General features: G+C 69.1%; 9 protein-coding genes. 5 read left to right on the forward strand and 4 right to left on the reverse strand.

Translation table 11 applies throughout. The annotated features are described in order from the left end of the window. Positions 1–42: 42 nt before the first annotated feature. A complete protein-coding gene (locus F5X71_RS01810) occupies positions 43–1,818 on the reverse strand; it encodes a hydroxysqualene dehydroxylase (protein ID WP_428981439.1) in 1,776 nt (591 codons plus the stop codon). 211 nt (positions 1,819–2,029) lie between these two features. After that, the gene (locus F5X71_RS01815; RefSeq protein ID WP_238815682.1) at positions 2,030–2,983 is read right to left on the reverse strand and encodes an EamA family transporter; all 954 of its coding nucleotides are present in this window, start codon (positions 2,981–2,983) and stop codon (positions 2,030–2,032) included. A gap of 136 nt (positions 2,984–3,119) precedes the next feature. On the opposite strand from F5X71_RS01815, the gene F5X71_RS01820 reads away from it, so the two are divergent. Continuing rightward, entirely contained in the window at positions 3,120–4,040 is a 921-nt protein-coding gene (locus tag F5X71_RS01820) for a LysR family transcriptional regulator (RefSeq protein WP_167466130.1), read from the forward strand. A 365-nt stretch (positions 4,041–4,405) separates the two neighbouring features. Further along, positions 4,406–5,665 (forward strand): KasA/KasB family beta-ketoacyl-ACP synthase, encoded by a 1,260-nt coding sequence (locus F5X71_RS01825; RefSeq protein WP_167460368.1) that lies wholly within the window; start codon positions 4,406–4,408, stop codon positions 5,663–5,665. A 61-nt stretch (positions 5,666–5,726) separates the two neighbouring features. Here the strand turns inward: F5X71_RS01825 and F5X71_RS01830 are convergent, their stop codons facing one another. After that, the gene (locus F5X71_RS01830; RefSeq protein WP_167460369.1) at positions 5,727–7,340 is read right to left on the reverse strand and encodes a MinD/ParA family ATP-binding protein; all 1,614 of its coding nucleotides are present in this window, start codon (positions 7,338–7,340) and stop codon (positions 5,727–5,729) included. A gap of 201 nt (positions 7,341–7,541) precedes the next feature. Here F5X71_RS01830 and F5X71_RS37360 point away from each other — a divergent pair, with 201 nt between their 5' ends. Further along, positions 7,542–7,664 (forward strand): hypothetical protein, encoded by a 123-nt coding sequence (locus F5X71_RS37360; protein WP_275106764.1) that lies wholly within the window; start codon positions 7,542–7,544, stop codon positions 7,662–7,664. A 30-nt stretch (positions 7,665–7,694) separates the two neighbouring features. Here F5X71_RS37360 and leuA read toward each other — a convergent pair whose 3' ends face one another. Further along, positions 7,695–9,488, reverse strand: a complete 1,794-nt coding sequence (gene leuA, locus F5X71_RS01835; RefSeq protein WP_167460370.1) for a 2-isopropylmalate synthase — start codon at positions 9,486–9,488, stop codon at positions 7,695–7,697. A 238-nt stretch (positions 9,489–9,726) separates the two neighbouring features. Here leuA and F5X71_RS01840 point away from each other — a divergent pair, with 238 nt between their 5' ends. Both F5X71_RS01840 and F5X71_RS01845 read left to right on the forward strand, forming a co-directional pair. After that, positions 9,727–10,494 carry a sulfite exporter TauE/SafE family protein gene (locus F5X71_RS01840; RefSeq protein WP_167460371.1) on the forward strand — a complete coding sequence of 256 codons (768 nt, stop codon included), beginning with the start codon at positions 9,727–9,729 and terminating at the stop codon, positions 10,492–10,494. Between the two features lie 84 nt (positions 10,495–10,578). Continuing rightward, the gene (locus F5X71_RS01845; RefSeq protein ID WP_167460372.1) at positions 10,579–12,204 is read left to right on the forward strand and encodes an alpha/beta hydrolase; all 1,626 of its coding nucleotides are present in this window, start codon (positions 10,579–10,581) and stop codon (positions 12,202–12,204) included. The last annotated feature ends 110 nt before the right edge of the window (positions 12,205–12,314 follow it).

Consider the following 12,314-nt stretch of genomic DNA (forward strand, 5'->3'; position numbering starts at 1 on the left):
ACGGATGCGGCGATGCCCTTCGACCCCAGCGAGATCGATCCCTCAGATCTGCACGTCGAACAGATTCGGCTGGCCCGCCGCGTAGCGGTCGGCGTCGATGCGGCGCAACGGTTCCAGCTCGGGTGCGCGGTACAGGGTGTACATCCGGCAGCGTTCGGCGTTCGAGCCCGACACCTCGAGCAGGGCGTTCACCGCGGCCCGCGCCGACTCGTTGGCGCCCTCCATGGTCGCGAGATCGACATTGGTGCGTACGTAATCGCCTGCCAGGAACAGGTTTTCGAGTGCACCGTGCGGTTCCGGCCGGTGCGCCCACGAACCCGCGGTGTTGATCAGCAGCGGATCGGCGTTGGCGTTGCGGCCTTTGTCCGGCTGCCAGGTGATGCCGGGGTCGAGGAACCACGAGTGCAGGTCGGCCTCGCGCAGCACCTCGCCGCGATCGTCGAGGTGTGCGGCCAGCTGCGCCCAGACCTCGCGGACGATCTCCTCGTGCGTGCACTCCTTTGCGGGCTTGCCGAAGAGCGGGCCCGGTGTGTTCCAGTCGGAGATGTCGACCGAGAGGCAGTCCTGCACCGTGCCGTCGCCGAACTCGCTGAGCTTGCGCGTCCACAGCTGATTCTGGGTGATGGAGGTCAGTGCCCACGGCGCGTCGATATAGGCGGTGTGGCCGCGCGAGATCTCGGCAGGCCTGCGCAGATAGAACTGGATGCCGTTCATCCAGTCGGTGACCAGGTTGTCCATCGCGCTCAGCTCGGGACGGATCTCGAGCACCTCGGGCGACCAGAGCATGCGGGCCCGCTCCGCGGACATGGCGACGACGAAGTAGTCCGCCGAGACGCTGTGCGGCGTGCCGCTCGCGTCGACGACGCGCGCCGCGGCGATCCGCCCGTCGCGCAATTCCAGCTCGCGCACCTCGGACCCGAGCACGAATCGCACACCCAGCGTGCGCAATCGGTCCAGCCAGGGCTCGATCCAGACGGCATTGGTCGGCCCGTTCAGCACCCGGTCCATGCCGCCGTCGTTGCCGATCTCGAGCGGATTGCCGAGGAACTGCTCGCCCATGTTGCCGATGGTGCGGACGCTGGCGACGTTCTCCTTGGCGGCGACCATGATGCTGGTCAGCGTGCGCGAGAGCAGCGCGCGGAACTCGTGCGAGCGCGCGTGGTTGCCGACGTAGTCGTGCCAGGAGGTGTTGTCCCACTGATGGTCTCGACGGGCATCGCAGCTGCTGTTGAAAACCAGCAGGCGATCGGCGAAGTACATGCCTTCGACGGGTGGCATCTTCAGTGCGGTCGCCAGCGCGGCGCCGAGGGTCTCGCGGAAGGCGTCCGGGCTGAACGGGCCGCGCGCGCGGAAGCCGAGCGGTAATCGGAAATCGTCGCCACCGCTGCGGGCGAACCGTGCCTCGGGGACCGCGACCAGGTTGTTCCACACACCGTTCGGGTTGTCGCCGAACGGGATCCGGCGCATCGTGTCTGGCACGTGCTGATAGAAGCCGGGGAAGAAGCGAAAGCCGTGCTCGCCGGGCAATTCCGGCCGAGAACCGGAGGCGGTGCCGGGGACCGGCACGCTGCGCGCCTTACCGCCCCAGGCGCGTCTTTCGAAAATCGTGACCTCGAAACCACGTTCGATCAGTTCGTGCGCGGCGGTCAAACCCGCGACGCCGCCGCCGAGTACCACGACCCGCCTGCCGCCCGGACTACCAGCGGCAGGCCCCGGTCTGAGCGCGCCGGTCAGCAGTGCCCCCGCTGTCGCCACCCCTGCCGTCACCGTGCCGCGAAGTACGTTCCTGCGCGATACGGTCCACCGATTTACTGCCATGCGCCGCTCTGTGCCTAGCCTCGGAACCTTTATTACATATTGTCATTACTGTAAAGCGGCAGGTCCCGAACCGGCGTACCCGCCCCCGCGCCTCGCCCGAGGAACGCTCGATTCGGACAATGGCTGAGAGCATAGCGATTTCGGCGCAGGCGCAGGCGAACCAGAGTCGACGATTATCCGAACCCTATGGAGAGCAGGGGTTTCGAGGGGGTCACGCCTTGATCAGTGACGGCCGAGATTGATCGGTGGCCGCGTCGGGGGACGCGGCCTGGCCGGTGGCGGTCGCGGTGCGCTTGCCGGAGGTGGCGGCGAACGCGCCCGCGATGACGATCACGCCACCGACCAGGGACAGGGGGGTGGGGGTTTCGTCGAGAAACGCCCAGGCAGCGGCGATCCCGACGACGGGAACCAGCAGGGTCAGCGGCGCGACGACGCCCGCCGGGTAGCGGCTCATCAGATAGGTCCACATGCCGCTGCCGACGACGGTGGCGAGCACCGCGATATAGCCCAGCGCCACCAGGGCGGGCCAACCGGCCGTCGAGAAGGAGCCGGTCAACGCACGCAGGCCGGTGCCGGGCCCCTCGGTGGCGGCCGAGAGCGCGAACAGCGGCAGCGGCGGGACCACCGCCAGCCACAGCGTCAGGTGCAGGGTGTTCAGGCCGGGCGACTCGACTGTCGCCTGGCGCGCACCGATATTGCCGAAGGCCCACCCGAGGCCGCCCGCCAGGGTCAGCAGCACCGGCAGCAGGGTCGCGTGCTCGAGCCGATCCCAGCTGATCACGCCCATGCCCGCCATCGCGACCAGGATGCCCGCGATCTGGATCGGCCGGATCCGTTCCCGCAGGAACAACGCGCCGAGCAGCACCGTGAACGGCGCGGAGGATTGCAGCACCAGCGAGGCGAGCCCGGTCGGCATGCCCGCCCGCATCGCGGTGAACAGGAAGGCGAACTGCAGGATGCCGAAGCCGGCGCCGTACAGCAGCAGCCAGCGCAGTCGCACCCGAGGGCGCGGCACGAACAGCACGACCGGAATCGCGATGACCGCGAACCGGAGCGCGGCGAAGAAGAACGGCGGAAAGTGATCGAGTCCCACCCGAATGGCGAGAAAGTTCAGTCCCCAGAGCAGTACGACGGTCAAGCCGAGCAGTCGATCACGAGCGGTCACGTCGTCCATCGTGCGTTCAGCGAACCATCAGAACAATCGAATAAATACGGATCATTGATGTAGTTTTGCTTCATGATCATTGCCAGGCGCTTGCTCGTCGGAGGCGTCGATGGTTGAGCACCCGTCCGGGCCGCCGATGTCGCTGGACCGGTTGCGGGTGCTGTGCGAATTCGCCGACCGGGGGACCATCGCCGCCGTCGCCACCGCGCTCTCGATGACGCCGTCGGCGGTCTCCCAGCAGCTCAAGGTGCTGGCCAGGGAGGCGGGCGTCGCCTTGCTCGAACCCGACGGCCGCCGCGTCCGGCTCACCGACGCGGGGCAGGCGCTGGTGGTGCGCGCCGACGAGGTGCTCGCGGCGATGGATCGCGCCGTCGCGGAGATGGCGCACTATCGCGGTTCCCCGCGCGGCCGGGTGCGCGTGGCTGTATTCCCCTCGGGCGGAGCGCTTTTACTGCCGCTGGTGCTGTCCGCGATGAGCGACAGCGGCGTCGACGTGGTCGCCACCGACTGGGACCTGCCGCCCGCCGAGCTGCCACGGCTACTCGCCGACAACGACGTGGTGCTCACCCATCGCGACGAGCGCGCCGTCCCCGTCGCCGACTCGCGCATCTCGGTGCACATGCTGATGCGCGAACCCATCGATGTCGTTGTCGCGCCGACCCATCGGCTCGCCGGACGCACCTCGGTCACCCCGGCGGAGCTCGCGGACGAGACCTGGCTCAGCGTCAAGGGCGGGTTCCCGATCGACGACGTGCTGCGCTCGATCGCCACGGTCACCGGGGTGCGGCCGCGAATAGCACAGCGCCTCAACGAATTCCATCTCATCGAGACGGTCGTCGCGGCCGGGTACGCGGTGGCGCTGATGCCGCGCTACGCGGTATCGCACCCCGACCTGTCGGTGCTGCGCCTCACCGGCGTGCGCGCCGCGCGCGTCTACGAACTGGCCACGCGCCGCCGGACCGAGCACCGTCCGGCGATCGCGGCCGTGCTCACCGCGTTCCGGGACGCGGTCGCCACCGTCACAGCCGGTTCCGCGGCGCCGCCGCGGCTGCGCTGAATTGTTGCGGCTGCGCTGGGCTGTTGCGGCTGCGCTGAGCAGGGTCGGTGCGAATTGTCGAGTTCGCACAGGCGCTTTCGTGGCCGCTCGGGTCGTGCTCGGTGAACGCACTGGTACGCGCCGATGCGCGCCGAGCTTAAAGGTAGAACTTGCCCACGTCGTTGGTAACTTCGCACAACTCCCGCGCCCCGGTGTGAGTGTTCCGCACATGACGCGCCGCCGTTCGGCCAAATAGATTGCAGGACAGGCTATCCGACCCGTGGCAGCGGCGGATGGCTTGCTGTCGAGGCCGCCCCGCCACCGGATCGGACGCTGGTCTCGTGGCATCTCAGCGGTTCGGTTATCGGAAAGGACACGCGACAGCAATGCGCGATATCACCGAGTTCTCCACTCGCAACGGCGGATTCCGCAGCGTGGTGGTGACCGCGGTCGAGGTTTCCTCCGCGCTCGGCGCCGACGCCGAGTCCACCTGGAAGGGACTCCTCGCGGGCGAGAGCGGGGTGCGAAAGCTCGAAGATCCGGAGGTCGACAGCGGCAAGCTACCGATCGACATCGGGGCGAAGTTCAAGGTCGACCCGACGATCGAGCTGGATCGGGTCAAGAAGCGGCGCATGTCCTACGTCCAGCAGGTGGCCTACGTCATGGGCAAACGGATCTGGGCGACGCTCGGCGCGCCCGAGGTGGACAAGGACCGGCTCGGCGTCTCGATCGGCACCGGTGTCGGCGGTGCCGAGGTGATCGTCGACTCGAGCGACGTCCTGCGTGATCAGGGCTACCGCAAGGTGTCCCCGTTCGCGATTCCGATGGCGATGCCGAACGGGCCCGCCGCGGTGCTCGGCCTCGAACTCGGCGCGCGGGCCGGCGTGGTCACTCCGGTCTCGGCCTGCTCGTCGGGCTGTGAGGCGCTGGTGCACGCGTGGCGCTCGATCGTCCTCGGCGAGGCCGACATGATCGTCGCGGGCGGCGTCGAGGGGCGCATCAATGCCCTTGCGCTGGCCGGGTTCACGAACATGCGCGCGTTGAGTTCGCGGATCGAGGAACCCGAGCGCGCCTCGCGTCCGTTCGACCGGGACCGGGACGGGTTCGTCTTCGGTGAGTCGGCGGCGTTGCTGGTGCTGGAGGCGGAGGAACACGCCATGGCGCGTGGCGCACGGCCGATCGCCCGGCTGCTCGGCGCAGGCCTGACCGCCGACGGCTACCACCTGGTGGCGCCGGACCCGGACGGCCGGGGCAACGCGCGTGCCATGCGCCGGGCGCTGGAGACCGCGGGGGTCGACGGCGCCGAGGTGGATCACGTCAACGCGCACGCCACCGGTACGCCGTTCGGCGACGTGGCCGAGGCCAAAGGGGTTGCGGCGGCGATCGGTAACCATCCGTCGATCTACGCGCCCAAGTCGGCGCTGGGTCATTCGGTCGGCGCGGTGGGTGCCCTGGAGGCGGCGATCTCGGTGCTCACCCTGCGTGACGGCGCGATACCGCCGACGCTCAACCTGGACCATCAGGATGCCGAGATCGATCTCGACATCGTCAGCGGCGCAACCAGATACACCGACGTGCAGTACGTGATGAACAATTCCTACGGCTTCGGCGGGCACAACTCGGCGGTACTGTTCGGCAAGTACTGACCCGGTGCGAACGACTGCGGCCCGGCAGAACAAGTGCCGGGCCGCAACGTTTTTCAGGCTTTCAGTGCCCCATCGGGCCGGGGTGGTGGTACTGCTGGGCGCCGACGTAGCCGAAGTCGTCGGCGACCATCGCGGCCAGCTCCAGCAGGGCCCGCCGGGTCGGCTTGCTCACCAGTTCCAGGTCGATCTCCGCGCCCTCGGCAAGGTGATCGTCGAAGGGCACCACCTGCACCGCGCGGGTGCGGTCGAGGAAGAGCTTGCGCAGCTGATCCAGGTCGACGGTGGAGGCGCCGCGCCGAGACGCGTTGACCACCACCACGGTTCGTTCGACGAGCTTGCCGTAGCCGTGGTGATCGAGCCAGTCGAGCGTGGCCGATGCGCTGCGCGCGCCGTCGATCGCGGGCGAGGTGACCAGCACGAGCGAGCTCGCCATGTCGAGCACGCCCGCCATGGCCGAGTGCATCAGTCCGGTGCCGCAGTCGGTCAGGATGATGTTGTAGAACGACTGCAGGATGCTGATCGCCTTGCGGTAGTCGGCCTCGCTGAAGGCCTCAGAAACCGCCGGATCCTGTTCGCTGGCAAGCACTTCCAATCGGCTCGGCGCCTGCGAGGTGTGCGCGCGGACATCCGAGTACCTGCTGATGTGCTGGTCCTCGAGCAGGTTGCGCACGGTGGAGCGGGTCTGGCGCGGCACCCGGTGCGCGAGCGTACCGAGGTCGGGGTTGGCGTCGATCGCGATCACCCGGTCGCCGCGCAGCGAGGCGAACGTCGACCCGAGACCGACCGTGGTGGTGGTCTTGCCGACACCGCCCTTGAGCGAGAGGATCGCGATCCGGTAGTCGCCGCGCACCGGCTGATTCACCCGGTCGACGAGGTCGCGGTAGACCACGTCGGCCGCGGACTCACCCGGGTTGAGCATGCCGCCGGTGGCCTTGTGCACCGCCCGGCGCCAGCCGCTGCGCGGGGCCCGCCTTGCCCGCTTGAGCAGGTTCAGGTCGTTGACCGAATGACCGGGCTGACCCGGCGCGGGCACGTGCTGCGGCTGGAACGGCTGCGCGGGCTGATGCGGATTCGGTACCCCCTGCGGCCCGCCCTGCCAGCTCGGCGCGGGCTGCTGGCCCATCGGCTGCGGCGGCGGGGGCTGCTGCTGGTAGACCGGCGGCGGCTGATGCGACACCGGCGGTGGCGGCGGCGCCCAGCTGTAGATCGGGGCGGCCTGCTGCTCGGGCGCCTGCGCTTCCTGCTGGTCGGGCACGCGGCGGACCAGGCCGTCGGGGCCGATCTCCTGCCGGTACTCGCCGTAGCCGGGGTTCGGCGCCTCGGCGATCTGATGGCTGCCGCTGTGTCCGGGGGCGGGCTGGAACGCGCCGGTCTGGTATGGCTCATACGTGCCAGTGGGCGCGAACGGACCCGGGTTCGGCGGGGCGTAGCCGCCGTATTGCTCGGCCGGGCCGGGCGGCGGGAAACCCTCGGGCGGACCGTAGGGCTGCTGCGGCGCCGACGCCTGCGGGTACGACACGGTCTGGTCGGTCGAGCCGCTGAACTCGGGCTGCGCGGGATCCTGCTCCGGCTGGTCCGGCGTCTCCGCCTCGGCCGTCGGCACGTCCACGTCACCGGTCTGCTCCGGCGACTGCTCGGCGGATTTCTCCGACTCCGTGGCGTCGGCCGTGTCCACCGATTGACTCTGCAGCCAGGGCGGTGAGGTCGGGTTGTGGTCGTTAGTTGTCACAGTTCCCCCATCTGCTCGGGACTTCGAGCAGAGAGCTCGGCGCTTGAGTGCGAAACCAACGCTAGCACGGGGTTCGCGGGCTCGCGTCGCCGTGTGCGGCCTCCAGCATTCGCTTGCAAACGCACTATGGACGGCGGACGCGCCCGGATGACACGCCGCCGATATCTGGTCTCCGACAGCAAGATCGAGAGCCGGGCGCCACGGTCGATCAACGACCGTCGCGCCCGGCTCTCACCGTACTCGACCTGCGCGATCAGCGTGCTCGGTTGACCGGAGGACACTGCGGCGCAGGCGGAATCGTCAGTGCGCGCGGTTCACCGCGGAGACCACCGCGCGCAGCGACGCCGTGGTGATCGAGGTGGCGATGCCGACGCCCCACACCACCTTGTCGCCGATCGCGCACTCCACGTAGGCGGCGGCCTGCGCGTCGTCGCCCGCCGACATCGCGTGCTCGGAGTAGTCCAGCACCCGGACGTCGAAGCCGACGGTCGCGATCGCGTCGATGAACGCCGCGAGCGGGCCGTTGCCGGTGCCGGTGATCTCCTGCTCGACGCCGTCGACCTTGACCACCACCGCGATGGTGTCGGTGCCGCCGTCGGTCTCCGAGGCGGTGACCTTCTGCCGGATCCGCTCCAGCGGCCGGATCGGGCTCAGGTACTCGGCGGCGAAGACGTCCCACATCTCCTTCGGCGTGACCTCACCGCCCTCGCCGTCGGTGATCCGCTGGACCGCCTGGGAGAACTCGATCTGCAGCCGCCGCGGCAGCGCCAGCCCGTGATCGGTCTTCATGATGTAGGCGACGCCGCCCTTGCCGGACTGCGAGTTCACCCGGATGACGGCCTCGTAGGTGCGCCCGACGTCCTTCGGGTCGATCGGCAGGTACGGCACCGCCCAGACGATGTCGTCGACATCGGCGTCGGCGTCGTCGGCCGCGACCTTCATCGCGTCCAGGCCCTTGTTGATGGCGTCCTGGTGGCTGCCGGAGAACGCGGTGTAGACCAGGTCGCCGCCGTACGGGTGGCGCTCGGCGACCGGCAGCTGGTTGCAGTATTCGACGGTGCGGCGGATCTCGTCGATATCGGAGAAGTTGATCTGCGGGTCGACGCCGCGGGAGAACAGATTCATGCCCAGGGTGACCAGGCAGACGTTGCCGGTGCGCTCGCCGTTGCCGAACAGGCAGCCCTCGATGCGATCCGCGCCCGCCTGGTAACCCAGTTCGGCGGCGGCCACGGCGGTGCCGCGGTCGTTGTGCGGGTGCAGCGACAGCACGATCGATTCGCGCCGGGCCAGGTTGCGGCTCATCCACTCGATCGAGTCGGCGTAGACGTTCGGCGTGGCCATCTCGACGGTCGCGGGCAGGTTGATGATCAGCGGCTTGGCCGGGGTGGGCGCGATGATCTCCGAGACCGCGTCGCACACCTCCTTGGCGTACTCCAGTTCGGTGCCGGTGTAGGACTCCGGGCTGTATTCATAGCGCCAGTTGGTGTCCGGGTATTGCTTCTCGATCTGCAGGCACAGCTTCGCCGCGTCGGTCGCGATCTTCTTGACCGCCGCGCGGTCGGCGCGGAAGACCACCTTGCGCTGCAGGATCGAGGTGGAGTTGTAGAAGTGGACGATCACGTTCTGCGCGCCCGAGCAGGCCTCGAAGGTGCGCTCGATCAGTTCGGCGCGGCACTGGGTCAGCACCTGGATGGTGACGTCGTCCGGGATCGCGCCGTCCTCGATGATCTCGCGGACGAAGTCGAAATCGGTCTGGCTGGCCGAGGGGAAGCCGACCTCGATCTCCTTGTAGCCCATGCGCACCAGCAGGTCGAACATGCGGCGCTTGCGGGCCGGGCTCATCGGGTCGATCAGGGCCTGATTGCCGTCGCGCAGATCGACCGCGCACCAGCCGGGCGCGACATCGATGATCTTGTCCGGCCAGGTGCGGTCGGGCACCGTGACGGGCTCGACCTCCTCGGCGAACGGGCGGTACCGGAAGGTCGGCATCGAGGAGTTCTTCTGCGCGTTCCAGGCGGGCTGGTCGGCAGGCGCCGGCTTGGACGGCGGGGTGATGGTGCGGGTGCCGGATACGAAGGCGTCAGCGGGTGACATTGCGATTTCTCCGAGGGGGTGTGGTGTTTCCCAAAGGTTTGGGTCGACCGGCGCGGCAAAACCCCGCGACGGGAGCCGGTCCAATCAGAACCCGTCGCGGCGGCCGAGAAGAAGTGCCCGCTGCATGATGTCGGGGAGTTTACCGGGTGGTGATACCGAGGCGAAAGCCCGGTCCCGTCGTCGGGTCATCTGACGTCGGCGCTAGCGTTCCGCGCAGAAGCAAGGAACGGATTCTTCAATGACATGGCTCGAACAGCTCGCGGTCTTCGGCGCGGGCATCGCGGCGGGCGGGATCAATACGATCGTCGGGTCGGGCACCCTGATCACCTTCCCCGTGCTGCTCGGCTTCGGCTTGCCCCCGGTGACCGCGAACGTCTCCAACACCATCGGCCTGGTTCCCGGCGCGATCAGTGGTGTGCACGGCTATCGCCGTGAACTGGCTGGTCAGCGCGATCGGCTGCTGCGTCTGGGCACCGCGTCGCTGCTCGGCGGCATCACCGGCGCTGTCCTGCTGCTGACGCTGCCCGCGGACGCGTTCAAGGCGATCGTGCCGGTGCTGATTCTGCTGGCGCTGGTGCTCGTCGTGGTGCAGCCGCGGCTGTCGCGCTGGGTCAAGCAGCGGCGCGCGGACAGCGACGGTCCCGCGCCGGAGCACGGCGGCCCGGCGCTGTTCGTCGCGGTCTTCGCCACCGGCATCTACGGCGGCTACTTCGGCGCCGCGCAGGGCGTGCTGCTGCTCGGTTTGCTAGGTGTGCTCGTGCACGACGACATCCAGCGGCTCAACGGCGTGAAGAACGTGCTCGCGTTGCTCGTCAACGGGGTGTCCGCGCTGATCTTCATCGTGATCGCGGAGGTGGACTGGCAGGCGGTCGGGTTGATCGCGCTCGGTTCGATCATCGGCGGTCAGCTCGGTGCGAAGATGGGCAGACGAATGCCGCCGAACGTCCTGCGCGCGGTGATCGTCGTGGTCGGCGCCATCGCGGTGGTCCGGCTGTTGATGTCTTAGGAGGTGGCTGTTGCGGACAACTCAGGGTGCAATTCATCCCTGCGGGGGACGACGGTCGTGCTCGCGCCGCACAAGATAAACGGTATGCGTGGGTGGAGGATCGTCGTTGCCGGTGCGCTCGCCCTGATGGCGGCGCCGCTGAGCGGCTGCGGCACCCCGGCCGCGCATGAACAGGCCGTCGCCGACCTGGCGGGGCAGGCCGACGCCGCGGCGACCCCGCGGCTGGAGTGGGCGCCGTGCCAGGACAAGGCGTTGAGCAAGCTGCAATGCGCGAGCGCGAGCGTTCCGCTCGATTACGCGCAGCCGCAGGGCGAGACCATCGAACTCGCGCTCGTGCGCCAACCCGCGACCGATCAGTCGCGCCGCATCGGCACCCTGTTCACCGCGGCAGGCGGCCCCGGTGGTTCGGGCCTGCAGTGGGCGAGCCGGGGCGAGATGTTCCCCGGCGAGATCGCGCGCCGCTTCGATGTGGTGACCTTCGACCAGCGCGGCGTCGGCCGCAGCGCGCCGGTCCGCTGTTTCGCGAGTCCTGAAGAGCAGCAACGTGTCTGGAACGGGGCCTGGATTCCGCCGCTGACCCCCGAGCAGCAGACGCAGCAGGCGCGCTTCAGCGCGGACCTGGCCGCGGGCTGCGCCGCGCACAGCGCCGCCCTACTGCCGCACCTGACCACCGTCGACGCCGCACGCGACCTCGATCTGCTGCGGCGGGCGGTCGGTGACCGCCAGCTCACCTTCGAAGGCGGTTCGTACGCAAGCTATCTCGGAGAGGTGTACGGCGCGCTCTTCGGCGACCGGGTGCGCGCGCTGAGCCTCGGTTCGATGATCGACCCGGACGCCTACACCTCCGATCCCCGCGCCCAGATCGTCACTTCCGCGGCGGGCACCGAGGAGGTGCTCGCGGAGTTCTTCCGGCTGTGCGAACGGGCCGGTCAGCCGCGCTGTGCCTTCGCGGGCGCGGGGACGCCGGCCACCGCGGACCCGGTCGGCCAGATCCGCACCGACCAGGAACCGACCGGCGGTGACTATCTGCGCGCCAGGGACAGCGCGCTGCTGGCGCGCTTGCGGCAGGCGCCGATCGTGGTCGGCGCGGGGGAGCGGGCGTATCCGGTCACCTACCACCAGCTCATCGTCGCGCACACCTTGCTGCTGTACGACGCCGAGCAGGGCTGGCCCGCGCTGGCGCGACTGCTGACCGAGGTCGAACGCGGCGAGCAGGGTGACCCGGAGGCGGTGCGGACCATCCTGGCGCAGAGTGCGCTGCCGTTCGATTTCCTCGACTCGTTCACCGCGATCTCCTGCGCGGACAAGACATTTCCGCGCGATCAGCAGCAATGGGCCGAGCTGGCAAGGGATTTGGCGGCGCAGAGTCCGACCTACGGCGCGTTCTGGTCGGCGCCCATGCAGCCGTGCGTCTCGTGGCCGCTCCCGCAGGGCGGTTATCCGCAGCGGTACGCGGGTCCGTGGATCCTGCGCTCGGATGTGCCCGCCCTGCTGTTCAGCAATCAGTACGACCCGGTGACGCCGCTGTCGGCGGCGCGCAGCGCGCAGCAGGCCCTGGTCAACGCGCGTTTGGTGGTCATCGACGGTGGCTATGGCCACGACACCACCACCGACTGCACCCGGCGGCTGCGCGAGCGCTACCTCATCGACCAGCAACTCCCGGCGCCCGGCGCGACCTGCGAGCCGAACGGGGCGCCGTTCGCGAAGTGAATCGCGCCGCCGATCGGTGCGGTGCGCTACGCCGTCCACCGGGGTCGATCCGAGTCGTCACCCACTGGTCACCTGAACGTTGCCCGCGCCGCCCACCCGAATGTGGAAGT

It is taken from the genome of Nocardia brasiliensis, assembly GCF_011801125.1.
Classification (GTDB): domain Bacteria; phylum Actinomycetota; class Actinomycetes; order Mycobacteriales; family Mycobacteriaceae; genus Nocardia; species Nocardia brasiliensis_C.

Excerpts from the sequence above, each read along its gene's own strand:
- F5X71_RS01810 (WP_428981439.1), bottom strand. The coding sequence starts at position 1,818 with ATGGCAGTAAATCGGTGGACCGTATCGCGCAGGAACGTACTTCGCGGC.
- F5X71_RS01820 (WP_167466130.1), top strand. The coding sequence starts at position 3,120 with ATGTCGCTGGACCGGTTGCGGGTGCTGTGCGAATTCGCCGACCGGGGG.
- F5X71_RS01825 (WP_167460368.1), top strand. The coding sequence starts at position 4,406 with ATGCGCGATATCACCGAGTTCTCCACTCGCAACGGCGGATTCCGCAGC.
- F5X71_RS37360 (WP_275106764.1), top strand. The coding sequence starts at position 7,542 with ATGACACGCCGCCGATATCTGGTCTCCGACAGCAAGATCGAGAGCCGG.
- leuA (WP_167460370.1), bottom strand. The coding sequence starts at position 9,488 with ATGTCACCCGCTGACGCCTTCGTATCCGGCACCCGCACCATCACCCCG.
- F5X71_RS01840 (WP_167460371.1), top strand. The coding sequence starts at position 9,727 with ATGACATGGCTCGAACAGCTCGCGGTCTTCGGCGCGGGCATCGCGGCG.
- F5X71_RS01845 (WP_167460372.1), top strand. The coding sequence starts at position 10,579 with ATGCGTGGGTGGAGGATCGTCGTTGCCGGTGCGCTCGCCCTGATGGCG.